Source organism: Microbulbifer sp. YPW1, assembly GCF_013367775.1.
Taxonomy (GTDB): domain Bacteria; phylum Pseudomonadota; class Gammaproteobacteria; order Pseudomonadales; family Cellvibrionaceae; genus Microbulbifer.
In genome coordinates this window covers 753931-771496 of record NZ_CP055157.1, presented here as the reverse complement: position 1 = coordinate 771496, position 17566 = coordinate 753931, and the positions used below count along the sequence as shown (strand labels likewise).

General features: G+C 59.3%; 17 protein-coding genes. 14 read left to right on the top strand and 3 right to left on the bottom strand.

The features are described from left to right. Positions 1–46: 46 nt before the first annotated feature. Positions 47–1711: an energy-dependent translational throttle protein EttA gene (gene ettA, locus HUW35_RS03305; protein WP_181254234.1), complete on the bottom strand. Its 1665-nt coding sequence runs from the start codon at positions 1709–1711 to the stop codon at positions 47–49. A 568-nt stretch (positions 1712–2279) separates the two neighbouring features. Between ettA and HUW35_RS03300 the strand changes: the two genes are divergently transcribed. From HUW35_RS03300 to fnr, 4 genes are all read left to right on the top strand, one after another. Next, on the top strand, positions 2280–3383 hold the full coding sequence (locus tag HUW35_RS03300) for an enoyl-CoA hydratase/isomerase family protein (protein ID WP_181254233.1): 1104 nt from the start codon (positions 2280–2282) through the stop codon (positions 3381–3383). Between the two features lie 58 nt (positions 3384–3441). After that, positions 3442–4350: a 3-hydroxyisobutyrate dehydrogenase gene (gene mmsB, locus HUW35_RS03295; RefSeq protein ID WP_181254232.1), complete on the top strand. Its 909-nt coding sequence runs from the start codon at positions 3442–3444 to the stop codon at positions 4348–4350. Between the two features lie 130 nt (positions 4351–4480). Continuing rightward, positions 4481–5923: an oxygen-independent coproporphyrinogen III oxidase gene (gene hemN, locus HUW35_RS03290; protein WP_181254231.1), complete on the top strand. Its 1443-nt coding sequence runs from the start codon at positions 4481–4483 to the stop codon at positions 5921–5923. A gap of 90 nt (positions 5924–6013) precedes the next feature. Further along, the gene (gene fnr, locus HUW35_RS03285) at positions 6014–6742 is read left to right on the top strand and encodes a fumarate/nitrate reduction transcriptional regulator Fnr (protein ID WP_181254230.1); all 729 of its coding nucleotides are present in this window, start codon (positions 6014–6016) and stop codon (positions 6740–6742) included. Positions 6743–6769: 27 nt separating this feature from the next. On the opposite strand, the gene HUW35_RS03280 is transcribed toward fnr, so the two are convergent. After that, a complete protein-coding gene (locus tag HUW35_RS03280; protein WP_181254229.1) occupies positions 6770–7336 on the bottom strand; it encodes a hemerythrin domain-containing protein in 567 nt (188 codons plus the stop codon). A 209-nt stretch (positions 7337–7545) separates the two neighbouring features. Continuing rightward, the gene (locus HUW35_RS03275; RefSeq protein ID WP_181254228.1) at positions 7546–7938 is read right to left on the bottom strand and encodes a hypothetical protein; all 393 of its coding nucleotides are present in this window, start codon (positions 7936–7938) and stop codon (positions 7546–7548) included. Positions 7939–8188: 250 nt separating this feature from the next. Here HUW35_RS03275 and HUW35_RS03270 point away from each other — a divergent pair, with 250 nt between their 5' ends. From HUW35_RS03270 to thiL, 10 genes are all read left to right on the top strand, one after another. Continuing rightward, the gene (locus HUW35_RS03270; protein WP_181254227.1) at positions 8189–8686 is read left to right on the top strand and encodes an outer membrane beta-barrel protein; all 498 of its coding nucleotides are present in this window, start codon (positions 8189–8191) and stop codon (positions 8684–8686) included. A gap of 332 nt (positions 8687–9018) precedes the next feature. Further along, the gene (glyA, locus tag HUW35_RS03265; protein ID WP_181254226.1) at positions 9019–10284 is read left to right on the top strand and encodes a serine hydroxymethyltransferase; all 1266 of its coding nucleotides are present in this window, start codon (positions 9019–9021) and stop codon (positions 10282–10284) included. Between the two features lie 405 nt (positions 10285–10689). Next, positions 10690–11787, top strand: a complete 1098-nt coding sequence (locus HUW35_RS03260) for an extracellular solute-binding protein (RefSeq protein WP_181254225.1) — start codon at positions 10690–10692, stop codon at positions 11785–11787. An 88-nt stretch (positions 11788–11875) separates the two neighbouring features. Further along, the gene (gene nrdR, locus HUW35_RS03255; RefSeq protein WP_181254224.1) at positions 11876–12364 is read left to right on the top strand and encodes a transcriptional regulator NrdR; all 489 of its coding nucleotides are present in this window, start codon (positions 11876–11878) and stop codon (positions 12362–12364) included. Continuing rightward, positions 12361–13494: a bifunctional diaminohydroxyphosphoribosylaminopyrimidine deaminase/5-amino-6-(5-phosphoribosylamino)uracil reductase RibD gene (gene ribD / locus HUW35_RS03250; protein WP_181254223.1), complete on the top strand. Its 1134-nt coding sequence runs from the start codon at positions 12361–12363 to the stop codon at positions 13492–13494. The genes nrdR and ribD overlap by 4 nt, the downstream gene beginning before the upstream one ends. 11 nt (positions 13495–13505) lie before the next feature. Beyond that, positions 13506–14168, top strand: a complete 663-nt coding sequence (locus tag HUW35_RS03245) for a riboflavin synthase (protein ID WP_181254222.1) — start codon at positions 13506–13508, stop codon at positions 14166–14168. Positions 14169–14305: 137 nt separating this feature from the next. Then, positions 14306–15421, top strand: a complete 1116-nt coding sequence (gene ribBA / locus HUW35_RS03240; protein ID WP_181254221.1) for a bifunctional 3,4-dihydroxy-2-butanone-4-phosphate synthase/GTP cyclohydrolase II — start codon at positions 14306–14308, stop codon at positions 15419–15421. 209 nt (positions 15422–15630) lie between these two features. Next, positions 15631–16101: a 6,7-dimethyl-8-ribityllumazine synthase gene (gene ribE / locus HUW35_RS03235; RefSeq protein ID WP_181254220.1), complete on the top strand. Its 471-nt coding sequence runs from the start codon at positions 15631–15633 to the stop codon at positions 16099–16101. A gap of 17 nt (positions 16102–16118) precedes the next feature. Beyond that, on the top strand, positions 16119–16559 hold the full coding sequence (nusB, locus tag HUW35_RS03230) for a transcription antitermination factor NusB (protein ID WP_181254219.1): 441 nt from the start codon (positions 16119–16121) through the stop codon (positions 16557–16559). 8 nt (positions 16560–16567) lie between these two features. Continuing rightward, positions 16568–17557: a thiamine-phosphate kinase gene (thiL, locus tag HUW35_RS03225; RefSeq protein WP_181254218.1), complete on the top strand. Its 990-nt coding sequence runs from the start codon at positions 16568–16570 to the stop codon at positions 17555–17557. Positions 17558–17566 lie beyond the last annotated feature (9 nt).

Genomic DNA, 17566 nt, shown 5'->3' with positions numbered 1-17566 from the left:
CAAAAAAGCCCGCATTCGCGGGCTTTTTTGTTTGCAGCAGGTTGGATCAGGTCTTGATCTTCTTGTACTGCATCCGGTGCGGCGTGGCATTTTCACCATTGCGTGCCACGAAGTCCTCGTGGTATTCGGTGTAGTTCCCCTCAAAGAACACCACCTTGCTGTCGCCCTCATAGGCCAGGATGTGTGTTGCCACCCGGTCCAGGAACCAGCGGTCGTGCGAGATCACCATGGCGCAGCCGGGGAAGCTCAGCAGGGCTTCTTCCAGTGCGCGCAGGGTTTCGATGTCCAGGTCGTTGGACGGTTCGTCCAGCAGCAGTACGTTGGCGCCCTGCTTCAGGGTATAAGCCAGGTGCAGGCGGCCGCGCTCACCACCGGACAGCTCGCCGACGCGCTTCTGCTGATCGGAACCCTTGAAGTTGAAACGGCCGATGTAGTTGCGCGAGCCCACTTCGTAGTTATTGATCTTGAGCATATCGTGACCGTCGGACACGGCTTCCCACACGGTCTTGTTGTCGTCCAGGTTTTCGCGGCTCTGGTCGACGCTGGCGATTTTCACAGTTTCACCGATCTTGATCTCGCCGGAATCCGGTTGTTCCTTGCCATTGATCATGCGGAACAGTGTGGATTTACCGGCGCCGTTGCCGCCGACGATACCGACGATGGCACCTTTGGGTACGCGGAACGACAGGTCGTCGATCAACACGCGATCGCCGAACGCCTTGCTCACATGGCTCAGCTCGATCACGTTGTCACCGAGGCGCTCGCCCGGTGGAATGTAGATCTCGTTGGTCTCGTTGCGGGCCTGGAATTCCTGGGACTGCATTTCTTCCAGGCGTGACAGACGGGCCTTGTTCTTGGACTGGCGGCCTTTCGGGTTCTGGCGCGCCCACTCCAGTTCTTTCTGCATGGCCTTGGCGCGAGCCTGCTCGCCTTTCTGCTCCTGTTCCAGGCGCTTCTCTTTCTGTTCCAGCCAGGTGGTGTAGTTACCTTCCCAGGGAATACCGTGCCCGCGGTCCAGTTCCAGAATCCAGCCGGCTACATTGTCGAGGAAGTAGCGATCGTGGGTAATCGCCACTACGGTGCCGTCGAAGTCGTGCAGGAAGCGTTCGAGCCAGTACACGGATTCGGCGTCCAGGTGGTTGGTCGGCTCGTCCAGCAGCAGCATGTCCGGGCGGGACAGCAGCAGGCGGCACAGGGCCACACGGCGTTTCTCACCACCGGACAGGTTGTTCACGTCGGCGTCCCAGGGCGGCAGGCGCAGGGCGTCGGCGGCGACTTCGAGGCGGTGCTCCAGGTTGTGGGCATCCCAGGCCTGGATCACGTCTTCGTACTGTTGCTGTTTCTTGGCCAGGGCGTCGAAGTCGGCGTCCGGTTCGGCGTAATCGGCGTAGACCTGCTCAAGGCCGGCGAGGGCGTCGATGGCTTCGCGCATGCCGTCTTCGACGTTGCCGCGCACGTTCTTGGCCGGATCCAGCTGCGGTTCCTGCGGCAGGTAGCCGACCTTGATACCGGGCATGGCACGGGCTTCACCGTTATAGTCCTGATCGACCCCGGCCATGATGCGCAGCAGGGTGGATTTGCCGGCGCCGTTCAGGCCGAGAACGCCAATTTTGGCGCCAGGGAAGAAGGACAGGGAAATATCTTTCAGAATCTCACGCTTGGGCGGAACAACCTTGCCCACGCGGTTCATTGTGTATACGTATTCAGCCATTAGAGCATCATTCCAGTCGGTCAGAATTTGGGCGCAAGTTAGCAGTTTGGTGGGAAAGTTCAACCTGCTCTTTCACGGTGTTTGTTCGCGGTTCTTTTGGGGGAGTTGGTCGTCCTGCGGTGGTCCTCGGGCAGTCCGGTGGCGGCGCTGCTACCGGTAAAACCCTCGCAAGACACGCCGTGCACCCATCCCTGGGGGCTCTGCACCGCCATCCATGGCGGTGAAGGTCTTGCGAGGGTTTTCCCGGTATCAGCGCCTTCACTTCGGGTTCAATAGCCTCTACTTGCTTCTGCGCTGTCAATTTCGAAGTTCAGAAACGTAAAGTGAAGGTGGAGTGCCGGGGAAAGGTTTTCAAAAGCGTCGGCGACAGGGACGTCGCCGACGCAGCGTACAGGGATGTATTTACAGGGGGGCGCCTAGCTCGGTTTTGAAAACCTTTACCCGGTACTCCGCCGCCACCGGACCCGCTAAAGCAGGCACCACCGAGCCTCGTGTGAAGAGTGAGGTAATGCCTCCACCACCCCATCTATGTTTAACTTTGCCCCAAATAAGACAACCGGGAACCAGTATGACCGAGGAATCACCCCTTATCGTTGACCGTCAGGGCCCCATCGGCAAATTGACGCTCAATCTGCCCAAAGCCCTGAATGCACTCAACCTCGACATGATCGACCGGATGGCTGCCCAGCTGGACCAGTGGGAAGCCGACGACAGTGTCGCCTGTATCTGGATAGAAGGGGCAGGGGAAAAGGCCCTGTGTGCGGGCGGAGATGTGGTGGCGCTGCATCGGGAATCCGGTAGCTACGGGGATCAGGGGGCGAGCCAGTTTGTGCAGGACTTCTTCACCCGGGAGTATCGCCTCGACTACCGTATCCACACCTATCCCAAGCCCATCATCGTATGGGGCAACGGTATTGTCATGGGCGGCGGTATTGGCATCATGAGTGGCGCCAGCCACCGGATCGTCAGCGAAACCACGCGCATGGCCATGCCCGAAATCACCATCGGCCTGTTCCCCGATGTCGGCGGCAGCTGGTTCCTGAATCGCATGCCCGGGCGTATCGGCCTGTTCCTTGGCCTCACCGGAGCCCAGTTTAACGGCAGTGATGCCATCTATGCGGGAATGGCCGATCGCATGGTGGCGAGCGCAGACAAGGATGCGCTTCTCTCCAGCCTTGCCCGGCAGGCATTCTCTGAGGACGCCGAGCAGAATCGAGTGCTGGTCAGCAGGGCGGTTCAGACCAGCGAAATAGCGCAGGACCAGCGACCGGCATCCAACCTGCGCGCGCACTACGATGTGATCCAGCAACTGACGGACGCGCCGACCCTTGCCGACGTTTATCAAACTATCGTCAATTACGCTGGTGAAGATTCCTGGCTGCAGCGCGCTGCAGCGACGCTGAAAGCCGGCTGCCCGCTTACCGCCGGTGTCGTCTGGGAACAGTTGCGTCGGGCCCGGCATATGTCCCTCGCCGAAGTGTTGCAAATGGAACTGGCCCTCGCGGTCAACATGTGCAGCAATGGGCAGGTAAAAGAAGGTGTGCGTGCACTGTTGATTGATAAGGATCGCAATCCCCAGTGGCAGCCCGCGACGCTGGAAGGTGTTACACCAGAGCTGGTGGCTGCGTGTTTTAAGCAGCCCTGGGAGACCAATCCGCTGGCAGATTTATAGCGGGTGATTTTCCGGGTAGCGGAGTGCTGCAAGAAAAATAATAAAAGGAGAAAACAGAATGGCAGAAGTAAACAAAATCGCCTTTATCGGCCTCGGCAATATGGGTGGCCCAATGGCGGCGAACCTGGTGAAGAAGGGGGTCCCGGTCGCCGCCTTTGATCTTTCCAGCGCGGTGCTCGACAGGGCTGTAGCCAGTGGCTGTACCAAAGCCGCCAGTGCCGAGGCCGCTATTGAAGGTGCGGATGTGGTGATATCCATGTTGCCCAGTGGCGAAGCCGTTCGCTCCCTGTACCTTGGTGTGCACGGCCTGCTGCAGGCGATGGGGCCGGAGGTGCTGCTGATCGATTGTTCCACCATTGCCGCCGAAGACGCCCGCCAGGTGATTGCCGCCGCCGGTGAGCGCGGCATCGATGCGGTGGATGCACCGGTATCCGGTGGTACCGCGGCCGCTGCTGCGGGCAGTCTGTCATTTATGTGCGGCGGTGACGCGGCGGCGGTGGAGCGGGCGCGCCCGGTACTGGCGGCCATGGGCGCAAATATTTTTCACGCGGGGCCAGCGGGCAGCGGCCAGGTGGCGAAAATCTGTAACAACATGCTGCTCGCCATCCATATGATCGGAACCGCCGAAGCCCTGCAACTGGGGGTGGACAACGGGCTGGACCCGAGCGTCCTGTCGCAGATCATGGGCGTCAGCTCCGGCGGCAACTGGTCACTGGAAAAATACAATCCTTATCCCGGGGTCATGGAAAACGTACCCGCCTCGCGCAATTACGAGGGCGGTTTTTCGGTGGCACTGATGCTCAAGGATCTGGGGCTCGCCATGGACACCGCCGCTGGCAGTGCGTCTTCGACCCCATTGGGGGCGCTGGCGAAAAACCTGTATCAACTGCACGGCGGCGACCCGATCAACAGTGCGCTGGACTTCTCCAGTATCCAGAACCTGTTCCGGCGTCCGGTGGGGGACTGACGGGAAATCCTGCATGTTTTGGCAATGATCCGGCAATTGATCTGTATCAAGCGCCAGCCACTGCCAGACGGGTACCTTTGCCCGATCCGACATTCCCGCTCGATGACTCTGGATCACAGGTTACCCGTCAATGGACGAAAACAGCTTTGCCGGCGCTGACAGCGCCAGTGCCTCCGCGATATCTACCGCTTCTACGGCGTTATCCCAGGCGCTGTTGGCGCGTTATGCCGGCCCCTGTCCGCGCTATACCTCTTACCCCACCGCCGACCGGTTTGTGCCACTGAGTGCTGGTACCGACTCGCCGGAGTCCGGCGGCAATCCCTGGGATGCACTGCAAGATGTGCAGACATTGTCGCTGTACGTGCATATCCCGTTCTGCCGTTCCCTGTGTTATTTCTGCGCCTGTAACAAGGTGATCACCCGTCAGTACGGTCTCGCTTCCACCTATCTGGACCGGGTGTTGCAGGAAGCGCAGTGGTACCGGGAGCGGGTCGCCGGTGTGCCAGTGACGCAGCTGCATTTAGGCGGCGGCACACCGACCTACCTGAACGACAGCGATCTGACCCGCCTGATCCACGGGCTCCAGGAAGTGTTCGCGCTGCAGCCCGGAGAGGATGCGGAGTACAGTATTGAGGCCGATCCGCGGGTGCTTGAAGTGGAAACCCTGGATACATTGCGAGGCCTGGGGTTCAACCGGCTGAGTATGGGGATTCAGGACTTCAACCCGGATGTGCAGCGCGCGATCAACCGGATCTGTCCGCCCGAGCAGGTGCGGGCGCTTACCCTTGCGGCGCGCGAGCGCGGCTTTCGCTCCATCTCCTACGACCTGATCTACGGGCTGCCGGGTCAGGACGTGGAGAGCCTAGAGCGCACCATCGACACCGTGATCGACCTGGCCCCGGATCGAATTGCGCTGTATCACTACGCGCACCTGCCGCAGCGGTTCAAGGCGCAGCGTCTGATCAGCACGGACCTGATCCCGTCCCCCGAGTCGAAGATCGCCATGCAGCTGGCGGCGAGCCGTCGGCTGATGGATGCGGGATACCTGTTTCTGGGTATGGACCACTTTTCCCGTCCGGATGATCCCATGGCTGCCGCCGCCACACGGGGGCAGCTGGCGCGCAACTTCCAGGGGTATACCCTGATGCCGGCGGATGCCCTGGTGGGCCTCGGTGCCTCGGCGATCAGCTATAGCCGAGATGGTTACTGGCAGAACCACCACGGGCAGAAGGAGTATGCCGGGGCAATTTCTGAATCTGGTCAGGCGATCTGTCGCGGCTGGCAGCTGGATGATGATGATCGCCTGCGCCAGTGGATGATCATGGAGTTGATGTGCCATCTCCGCCTGCGCAAACGCGATGTGGAAGCCCGCACCGGGCGTCCCTTCGCGGCGTACTTTGCGCCGGAGCTGGCGCGACTACAGCCCCTGATCGCGGACGGGCTGTTGCTCGACAAAGGGGATGACTTGGAAGTCACAGAGCATGGCCGCTGGTTTTTGCGCAATATTGCCTCTGCTTTTGATCGCTACCTGCACGGCAGTGAAGCTGCAGCCCAATACTCCCGTGTGCTTTAAAGGGGCGATGGGGATACAATTTTGACATGGGCGTTTGTGCCCCTGATTTAAGCAATGCTTGTGCCCTGAATTCGGGAAATGGAAGAGACAATGTCGAAACCCTCAACCGCGGTCAATTGTGGAAGTTGTTCGGTCAGAAGGCTGTGCCTGCCCGTGGGCCTGGCGGATGAGGACATCGAGCGCCTCGAACAGGTGACGCGCAAGAAGAAAATCCTGAAGGCGGGAGAGACGCTGTTTCGCGCCGGCGATCCCTTTTCCAATCTGTACGCAATCCGTTCCGGCAGCTTCAAGTCGGCGGTGATCGGTGCCGATGGCGATACCCAGGTCACGCATTTTGCGCTGCCCGGTGAACTGCTGGGGTTGGATGCCTACAGTGGTGGTTCGCACCCGGGCTATGCGGAAGCGCTGGAGGACAGCAGCGTCTGTGTGCTGCCGTTCACCCAGCTGGAAAACCTGGCCCAGCAGGTGCCTGCGCTGCAGAAACAGATCTACAACATTTTCTCGGAAGAGCTGAAACAGGATAGCGATGTGCTGTTGCTGTTGGGCAAGCGCTCGGCGGAAAGCCGCCTGGCGGCGCTGCTGATCAATATTTCCAGCCGCTATGCCCGCCGCGGGTACTCCGCCAGCGAATTCAAACTTTCCATGCAGCGCATCGACATCGCCAATTATCTGGGGCTGACCGCGGAAACGGTCAGCCGGTTGATCTCGCGCTTCCAGAAACAGGGCCTGATTCGCGTGCAGGGCAGGGCGATTAGCATTCTCGACCTGATTGCTCTCAGCGAGCTGGCGGGCACCCACTGCAGCTACGAAAACGACTGACCGTTTCCTGCATCGGTCTGTCCCCGGTCAGCAGGCTGTCGCTACTTCTTTCTCTGCGAGATCCTGATAGATGGCCTCGTAGAGGCGCTTGACGCCGCGGTGGAATTGACAGCTCTGCCTGTCCGCGAGCGCTGCGGTCACCTCTTCCCAGTCGGTTTCTGTCAGGTACTGGTTCACCAGTGGCAGCAATATCTCATTTTCTTTTCGCATATGTTCGCGCTGCAGGGATATGTACTCCCGCGCGGTGCTGAACAGCTGTTCCCGTTCCACGGCGGCATCGTTCGCGACGGCATAAAAGAGCCGGTTCATGCTGCGTGTGGCCTGGGCAATAGCCCGGTGCTCTGCACTTATCTTTTCAACCACATCCCGGATATCCACAGGCTTGCCCAGCAGCTGTTCGAATACCAGATCCTCCACCGGGTGGTGCCACTGATCCGGGTAGACGGAAAAGTAATCCAGGGCATCGAGGATCATGCTCAGGGTAGCGGGATCGCGATCCTGCTGTCCCAGGTCCTTGAGTAAAACCTCGAACACATCCAGCAGGTTTTGCATGTGCTTGTGGTCATCGCAGAGCTGTCGGTAGATACCGTTCATAGCGCGCCTCCTTGACGGGTAGTGAGAATCGACAGATCCATTGTTGTCTGCCGTCGGGAACTGGGCTTGATCTGGGTCAAGCCGTGACTACATCGTGTTGCGGTAGGCGCCCGCTGCCCGAATTTTGAACGGTCGGGTGGGTGTGTTTGAGGCGGGGACGCTGAGGTGCGCCGTCAACAACAGACGGCGCACCGCAAATTGGGGCATGTTTAAAAGTGGTAGTCGCGCAGCTCGATTTCTTCCCAGTCGTACACGAGCTGGAGGCCATCGCCGGTGACCAGGCTGACTTTGTCCGGTGCCAGGCAATCAGACCAGTCCACCTTGTTCAGGTCGACCATCTCGGCGCCGCCTTGCACGTTTACCACAGAGTCCTGCCAGGCCTGGTGGCAATAACGGGGAATCTCCCCCTCTACCAGTAACTCCTGACCGAGGTAGTTGCTGTAGTTGAGCTGCGGCATGCGGTTCATGTGGTAGCGGTCCTGCTCACCGAGCAGGTAAAACTTGCCGTTTTCCTGCACCAGGGTCCCCGTGGCGGTAACCGCCTGCTGCGCCGGGTTGGCGGCACAGGCAGTGAGCAGGGCCAGGGGCAGCAATAAACTCATTCGAGACTTCATATTTATTACTCTTCTGTGTTTTTTTACCAAACTATCAAACCTCCGTTGCAACTGCATGTCATTTAGATTGCAGTGCTCTCTCAACAAATGGGTATCTGCCTGTTTACGGCTGACGGGAACAGTCGGATCTCACTTGCCGCTGTAATCGCGTGTAATGGCCGGGGGCTGTTGGCGCCAAATTTATTTCATTAGAATGCCGCCCGCAAAATAAACACGATGCTTTTGGGGCATAAATAACATGATGAAAAAAGTTTTAGCGGCAGCGGTGATGCTGGGTTGTTCAATTTCTGTTCAGGCCAGTGAAGGCGGTTACTTCGGTACCGTGGCGGGCCTGATGAAGACCTCCATCAATGGCGATAGCCCGTTCAATGCGGGCATCCGCGCTGGTTATACCTGGAATTCTGGATTCGGCCTGGAAGGCGAATACACCACTTCCCTGGTAGATGGCGAAGCGCGTTTTAACAGCGGTTGGGGTGACTTCCGCTGGGATTACTCCATTTCCACCCTGGGCGCCTACGCGACCTACCGCAGCCAGGGCGACCTCTACTTCAAGGGCCGCCTGGGTGTGCTGAACGAAAGTGTCGATTTCGAAGGCGAGAAAGAAAGTGATTCCGGCCTGTCTGCAGGTCTGGGCCTGGGCTTCAACCTGTCCGAGACCGTTAACCTGGAAGCCGAATACACCCTGGTGGAAGAGGATGTGGATTTCTGGTCCGGCACCCTGGTATTCCGCTTCTGAGGCAATACCCATCTTCCAGAGACTGGCGCTTTTACCGGGCCACTCGGTAAGGGACGGGTAGCTGCCAGTATCAGAACGCGACCCCTCGGGTCGCGTTTTGCGTTTCCGGGCGGCGGAATCCTGTACCGCCCGGGATCGGCGCTGCACTGAGCAACTTGAATTGCACGGGGCGCTGAATTGAATTTGTTTCATGTGCACCCTTTGCGCCGCGGGCTCTCCGTTGGTGTACAATGCGCCGCTTTCTGGGGGCGGGCCGGTCACAAATAGGTCGGGATTTGCCCTTGTCGAGATTATGCTAGCGCGATTCGCGCCTTATCATCCGAGGGAACACCATGTTTGATAAATCCGTCACTCTTGCTTCATACGACCCGGATGTGTGGTCCGCCATTCAGGACGAAGACCGCCGCCAGGAAGAACACATCGAGCTGATCGCCTCGGAAAACTACACCAGCCCGCAGGTGATGGAAGCCCAGGGCACCAGCCTCACCAACAAGTACGCGGAAGGCTACCCCGGCAAGCGTTACTACGGTGGCTGTGAGTACGTCGACAAGGTCGAGGCCCTGGCCATCGAGCGCGCCAAAGAACTGTTTGGCGCCGACTACGCCAACGTCCAGCCGCACTCCGGTTCCCAGGCCAACGCCGCCGTATACCAGGCCCTGTGCGCCCCCGGCGACACCGTGCTGGGCATGAGCCTGGCCCACGGTGGTCACCTGACCCACGGTGCCAAGGTGAACTTCTCCGGCAAGATCTACAACGCGGTGCAGTACGGTCTGAACCCGGAAACCGGCGAGGTGGATTACGAAGAAGTGGAGCGCCTGGCGCTGGAGCACAAGCCGAAGATGATCGTTGCCGGCTTCTCCGCCTACAGCCGCATCATGGACTGGGCCCGTTTCCGCACCATCGCTGACAAGGTTGGCGCCTACCTGATGGTCGATATGGCCCACGTTGCCGGCCTGGTTGCCGCTGGCGCTTACCCGTCGCCTGTGCCCCACGCGGATGTCGTGACTTCCACTACCCACAAGACCCTGCGCGGCCCGCGCGGCGGCATCATCATTGCCAAGGCCAATGAAGAGATCGAGAAGAAACTGAACAGCGCGGTATTCCCGGGCGGTCAGGGTGGCCCGCTGATGCACGTGATCGCGGCCAAAGCGGTTTCCTTCAAGGAAGCCATGACCCCCGAATACAAGGCCTACCAGCAGAAAGTGGTAGAGAATGCCCGCGCCATGGCCGAGACCTTCCTCGACCGCGGTATCAATATCGTCTCCGGTGGTACTGACGACCACCTGATGCTGGTGGACCTGATCGGCAAAGAGTACACCGGTAAGGATGCGGACGAAGCCCTGGGCAACGCCAACATCACCGTGAACAAGAACGCCGTTCCCAACGACCCGCGCTCCCCGTTCATCACCAGTGGCCTGCGTGTCGGCACCCCGGCGATCACCACCCGTGGTTTCGGTGTGGAAGAGACCAAGCAGCTCACCAACTGGATCTGCGACGTGCTGGACGCGCTGGAGAAGGGCAATGCAGACGCCACCATCGCCGAGGTGAAAGCCAAGGTTCTGGAAATCTGCGCCAAGTTTCCGGTCTACAAAGGCTGATAGCGCAGTCGACAGAAAGCACTGTGAGCCCGGCCTATGCCGGGTTCTTCGAAAACGGCCCCCAAGGGGCCGTTTTTGTTTCCTGGGTGGGCAAACGCAGGAAATCGTCCTCCGGTCTGTGAAATGACCGCCACTTTCTGTTTTAATACGCGCCCTCGAAAACCGAATTGAAATTCAATTATTGTTTCATTCGGTACTAATCCGAGGGGCTTGCCGGAGCCGGCTCGGAATTTGCACCCGGTATCTGTAGCACGAGGGATGCGTTGCTCAACAGAGGTTCGCGCAAGCGACCGGTACTTTCGGGTCCAAGCGGTTTCAGGATTCGATGCTTGCCGTCAGTGGCTGGAATGCACGGCGGTCAGCGCTGGACAACCGTGCAGCACAGCTGCGGAGCGAGAGTAGAGCATGCGCCCACTAATCAAACTACTGGTCATTCTGACTACTGTCATCGGGCTCGGCGTTCAAGCCCAGGCGAGAGAACTCCACTTTGCCAACTGGTCTGAATCCATTGCCGAGGACACCATTGCCAACTTTGAGGCCGCCAGTGGCATCAAAGTGCACTATTTCGAATTTGACGATATCGAAGAGCTGGAGCAGGTCTGGCTGAAAGAGGGCCGTCAGTTTGACGTCATCGTGCCCGGCTCCGACAACATTCCCAAATACATCGCTGCTGGGCAGCTGCAGAAGCTCGATCGCAGTCGTATCGTCAATTGGGAACAAAATGACCCCGAGTTCATGCAGCGTCTGGCCCTGTTCGACCCGGCCAATGAATACGCCTTCCCGTTCTTGTGGGGGACCGTGGGTATTGGCTACAACGTGCAGGCAGTGCGCAAGGCATTCGGTGGAGTGTTGCCGGAGGACAGCTGGGACCTGCTGTTCAAGCCGGAAAATCTCGGCAAGCTGGATCACTGCAATGCGACCCTGATGCGGTCTCCGGAAGAAATCTTCGATGTGGCGCTCAAGTACCTGGGCAAAGACCCGAACTCGATGAGCATGGCGCACCAGTTCATGGTCGCGAACCTGCTGTCCAAGGTACGCCTGCATGTCACCGATTTCGACTCGGGTGAATATGTGGAAGACCTGGCCAGCGGCAAACGCTGTATCGCCCACGCCTGGAGCGGTGATGTACTGGTGGCACAGCAGATGGCGGAAGAGGCGGGCAAGTCCTTCGATATCCGCTACGTGATGCCGAAGGAGGGCTTCCCCCTTTGGATCGATGTGGTGTCCATGCCCACCAATGCTCCCAATGTTGATGCCGCCTACGAGTTTCTCAATTACCTGATGCGTCCGGACGTCATCGCCAATATCAGCAATGAGACCCAGTACGCGAACGCAAACATGGACGCCCAGGATCTCGTCGATCCGGCGCTGCGGGATAACCCCATCGTTTACCCCAGCCCTGATCTGCTCGAACGCACCTGGATCCCGGCGGCCACCAAGCCCCGTATCCTTGAGCTGCGTCACAAGCTGTGGCAGCGGATCATCGAGCGCGAAGACATCTAAGGCCGCTTACTGATGCCTGGGGGCAGTTCAGGCCTAAATGGTTGTCGTGTGGTAAACTCCGCGCATTTTCCGATAGGGCCTACTCCCCATGCACTGTCCATTCTGCAGCGCAGATGAAACCAAAGTCGTAGACTCCCGCCTGGTGGCCGATGGCGACCAGGTGCGCCGCCGTCGCGAGTGCCTGCAGTGCCACGAGCGCTTCACCACCTTCGAGACCGCCGAGCTGGTCCTGCCCCGTGTCGTCAAACAGAACGGCCAGCGCGAACCCTTCAATGAAGACAAGCTCCGCGCCGGTATCCAGCGCGCCGTCGAGAAACGTCCGGTCAGCACCGAGCGGGTAGAAGCCGCTGTCGCCCAGATCAAACACGCCCTGCAGGCCACAGGTGAGCGCGAACTCCCGGCTATGCACATTGGCGAGTTGGTGATGGAACAGCTGCGCGAGCTGGATCAGGTCGCGTTTGTGCGCTTCGCTTCCGTATATCGCCGTTTCGAAGACGTTAGCGACTTCAGCGAGGAGATCGAACGCCTCAATACCCGCGAGACGGGCAAGGGCGCATCTCAAAAGGAGGAAGGATGAGCTTTTCTCCCCGGGAGCTGATGGCGCGCGCCATCCAGCTCGCTGAGCGCGGTATGTACACCACCATGCCCAATCCCCGCGTCGGGTGCGTGATCGCCGATAGCGCGGGCAATATTCTCGGCCAGGGCTGGCACCGGCGCGCCGGTGAGGGCCACGCCGAAGTGGAGGCATTGAAAGATGCCGGAGACAAAGCCCGGGGCAACATCGTCTATGTGACTCTGGAACCTTGCAGTCACACGGGCAAAACCGGACCCTGCGCCGATGCCCTGATTGCCGCCGGTGTCTCCAAAGTGGTTTTCGGTATGCAGGACCCCAACCCCGGTGTCAGCGGGAATGGGTTACAGAAACTGCGCGATGCGGGCATTGAAGTGGAAGGCCCGTTGCTGGAAGAATCCTGCCGGTTGCTGAATCCTGGCTTTATCAAGCGTATGACCCTCGGCCTGCCACTGGTGCGCAGCAAATCGGCGATGAGTATCGACGGCCGCACGGCCATGGACAGTGGTGAGTCAAAGTGGGTCACCGGTCCCGCCGCCCGCGCCGATGTCCAGAACCTGCGCGCGCGCAGCTGCGCGGTGATCACCGGTGTGGATACCGTGCGCCACGACAACCCGAATATGAACGTGCGCCCGGAAGAGATGGCTCTGCCGGACGCGGAGGCCGCCGCCGCGGCAGAAAAGCAGCCACTGCGGGTGATTGTCGACAGTAAACTGCGCACCCCCGCCAAAGCCTTTATTTTACAGGGGGGCGCCCCAACATTGGTGGTCACCACCGATGCGGCCGATGAAGAGCGCCGCGCGCGCCTGGAAAAGACCGGTGCAGAGGTACTGGCACTGCCCGCGGACAAGAACGGCCGCGTGCACCTGGGTGAGCTGCTGAAAGAGCTTGCCCGCCGCGAGTGCAATGAAGTGCTGGTGGAGAGCGGCGCGACCCTCTCTGGTGAATTCATGTACCAGGGGCATGTGGATGAGATCATCGTCTACCTGGCGCCCAAGATTCTCGGCTCCAGCGCACGGCCGCTGTTCGAGCTGCCAATCGCGCGTATGGGCTCCGTGCTGCCGATCACCATTACCGATATGCGCGCAGTCGGTCACGACTGGCGCATTACCGCAACGACAGATATCGAGCGTTAAAAGGTATCCAGATGTTTACCGGAATTATTGAGGCTGTTGGCGAAATCACCGCCCTGCAACCCAGCGGTGGCGACCTGCGTGTACGGGTGAAATCCGGCAAGCTGGACCTGTCCGATGTGAAGCTGGGCGACAGTATTGCCACCAATGGCGTGTGCCTGACGGTGGTGGACCTGCCGGGAGATGGTTACTGGGCAGACGTTTCCGCGGAGACTCTGGCGGTGGCCAGTGTCGGTAGCTGGAAGCTCGGCGACAAGGTAAACCTGGAAAAGGCGCTCACCCCACAGACCCGCCTAGGCGGTCATATGGTGAGTGGCCATGTGGATGGCATCGGCGAGGTGGTTTGGCGCAAAACCACTGCCCGCGCGGAGCAGTTCCGCCTGCGCGCCCCGGACGAACTGGCCAAGTACATCGCCCACAAGGGCTCGATTACCATAGATGGCACCAGCCTTACGGTAAACGCGGTGGACGGTGCCGAGTTCGAGCTCACCATCGTGCCGCATACGATTGCTGAAACCGTGATTGGTGGTTACCAGGCGGGCACCAAGGTGAACCTGGAAGTCGACCTGATTGCGCGCTACCTGGAGCGGCTACTCTTGGGAGATGCCGCCGCCAAGCCCAGCAGCGAAGGTTTGACCATGGAATTCCTGGCGCAGCACGGTTTTTACAAAGCTTGATAGAAAGCTAAATCGGGATGGCAGAGGGCCGCTTTGTAGCGGTACCGACACCGGGTGGCCATTTGCCCCCGGGATTTGAGGCATGAACAAACTTTGAATGATGAGGCCGATGTTTCATCGGGTAGACCAGAGGTTTTATGGAACTGAATAGCGTTGAAGAACTGATCGACGACATCCGTCAGGGCAAAATGGTAATCCTGATGGACGACGAGGATCGTGAAAACGAGGGTGACCTCGTGATCGCAGCCGAGCAGGTCCGGCCGGAAGACATCAACTTCATGGCAACACATGCCCGTGGCCTGATCTGCCTGACACTGACCGGCGACCGCTGTGAACAACTCGACCTGCCGCTCATGTCCCGCGATAACGGCGCCCAGTTCAGCACCAATTTCACCGTCTCCATCGAAGCCGCTGAAGGCGTAACCACCGGTATCTCCGCCGCCGACCGTGCGCGCACTATTCGCGCGGCCGTCGCCCGCAACGCCAAGCCTTCGGATATCGTCCAGCCCGGCCACATCTTCCCGATCAAGGCCCAGCCGGGCGGTGTGCTCAGCCGTGCAGGACACACCGAAGCCGGTTGCGATCTCGCGCGCCTCGCCGGTTTCGAGCCCGCCGCTGCGATTGTCGAAATCATGAATGAAGACGGCACCATGGCCCGCCGCCCGGACCTGGAAAAGTTCGCGCAGCAGCACAACCTCAAGATCGGCACCATCGCCGACCTGATCAACTACCGCGCGCTGAACGAAAAAACCGTTGAATGCGTCAACGAGCGCAACGTGCAGACCGAATTCGGTGAGTTCAAACTGCGTACTTATCTCGACAAAGCCCGTCGCGAGCGCCACTTCGCCTTCAGTCTCGGCGAATTCCAGCCGGAAGAGCCGACCCTGGTGCGCGTACACGTTGCCAGCACCCTGCGGGACGTATTCTCCCTGCGCCGCGGCGACGAAAAGTACGAACCCTGGACCTTCCGCAACGCGCTGAAAAAAGTCGCGGAAGAGGGCAAGGGTGTGGTGGTTGTTATCTGTCACAACGAAACCACCGATGAAATTGAAGAGAGCATCGACTGGCTGATCAGCGGCAAGCAGCAGCGCCCGAGCCAGGACCTGGTGTACAAGCAGGTTGGTACCGGCTCCCAGATCCTGCGCGACCTGAAAGTACGCAAGATGCGCCTGATGAGTGCGCCGTTCAGATTCAGTGCCATCTCCGGTTTCGACCTGGAAGTGGAAGAGTATCTGAACGCAGAAGAGATTTAATCGGTCAGGTAAAACTCGAAAGTTCAAATCGAAGGCGGGGTGCCGGGGATCAGTTTTCAGGAGCGTCGCAAACAGGAGGTTTGCGCCGCAGCGCCCAGGGATGGGTTTACAGCGGTCCTGAAAACTGATCCCCGGTGCGCCGCCGCCACTAAAGCAGGGCCGAAGCTCCAGCAAGGCCCGAAGTGGAATAGCAGAAACGGAAACAGACCATGAGCAATATCAAAGTAATCGAAGGGGATTTCGTAGGCAGCACTGGTAAGTACGCGCTGCTGGTGAGCCGTTGGAACAGCTTTGTTGTGGAAAGCCTCAAAGACGGCGCCCTGGATACCCTGCGTCGTAAAGGTATCAAAGAAGAAGACATCACCATCTACTACGCACCCGGCGCCTTCGAGTTCCCGCTTGCTGCGCAGAAAATTGCCGAAAGCAAAAAGTTTGACGCCATCATTGCACTGGGTGCCGTCATCCGCGGTGGTACCCCGCACTTTGAATATGTCGCTGGCGAATGCACCAAAGGTCTCGCGCAGGTATCCATGAATACCGGCATCCCCGTCACCTTCGGCGTACTCACCGTAGACAGTATCGAACAGGCCATTGAGCGCTCCGGAACCAAAGCCGGCAACAAAGGCTGTGAAGCCGCCGAAACCGCGCTCGAAATGGTTTCCCTGATCGGCAAAATCTGAATTGAGAAACGATTGAAATGACCGTAACTGCATCCGCCCGCCGCAAGGCGCGTCACTACGCCATGCAGGCCCTGTATCAGTGGCAAATGGCCGGCTCCAACCTCAATGCCATCGAGGCCGAGTTTCATGCCGACAATGACATGAGCAAAACCGACGTGGCCTATTTTCGCGAACTGCTCCACGGCGTAGCGAAAAATCTCGACGAAATTGAAGGCGCCTACAGCCAGTACCTCGACCGCGACGTCGAAGAACTGGACCCGGTGTCCCGCGCCCTGCTGCGTATGTCCACCTTCGAAATGAAAAACCGGGTAGACGTACCTTACAAGGTCGTCATTAACGAAGCCGTCGCACTGGCCAAGAAATTCGGCCCCACCGACGCCTTCAAATTTATCAACGGCATCCTCGACAAGGTTGCGGCCACAGAGCGCAGCGTCGAAGTAAAGGCCGATAAAGGCTGAGCGGAAATATGGCCGGGCCCGGTGAGTTTGAACTGATACGGGAGTATTTTGCCTCCCACTTTCAGACCGGCGCCCAGCCAGCTGGCAAACCGGTTGCCCGGGGAAATGCCGCGCAAAGCAGCGTGGAACTGGGCATCGGCGACGACTGTGCCCTCCTGGTGCCCCCGGCCGGGAAATTGCTCGCTACCAGCGTCGATACCCTGGTAGCAGATGTACATTTTCCCGCAGCTGCCGACCCCTACCGGATCGCCAGCCGCAGCCTGAGAGTGAACCTCTCCGATCTCGCGGCGATGAACGCCGAACCCTTGTGGTTTACCCTCGCGCTTACCCTCCCCGAGAGCAATGCGGAATGGCTTGAACCTTTTGCCAGAGGCTTGGCCGATACCGCGCGACTATTCGGTATCACCCTGGTCGGTGGCGATACGACCAAGGGGCCGCTTTCCATCACCATTCAGGTTACCGGCGCCTGTGAGCGACCGCTACGACGGGATGGTGCCGGCAGTGGCGATCATATATATGTATCGAACAAACTCGGTGCCGCCGCGGCAGGCCTTCCCATTGTTCTGAGTGACCTGGAGCCGAGTGCGGAGCAGCGGCAACAGGCGGAAGACGCCTACTATTTTCCCGAGCCCCAGTTTTCGGTAGCGCGTGCCATAGGGCCTTACGCCAGTGCCGCGCTGGATATTTCCGACGGATTGCTCGCAGACCTCGGGCATATCTGCAGTGCGAGCAATCTCGGCGCCCAGCTGGACCTGGACAGGTTTCCGATTGCTGAACTGGCCGCGGCCATGGATGCAGAAACCGCGCTGGAGACCGCGCTCACTGGCGGCGATGATTACCAGCTCTGTTTTACCGTACCGGACGAACATCTTTCAGCCGTACAACAACTAAAACTCCCGATTAGTGCCGTCGGCCGTATGCGCAGCGTGCCGGGTATTCACTGCCAGTTAAACGGGCAGACGTGGCAACCCCGGCTCACCGGCTATCGGCATTTCTGAACGGCGGAA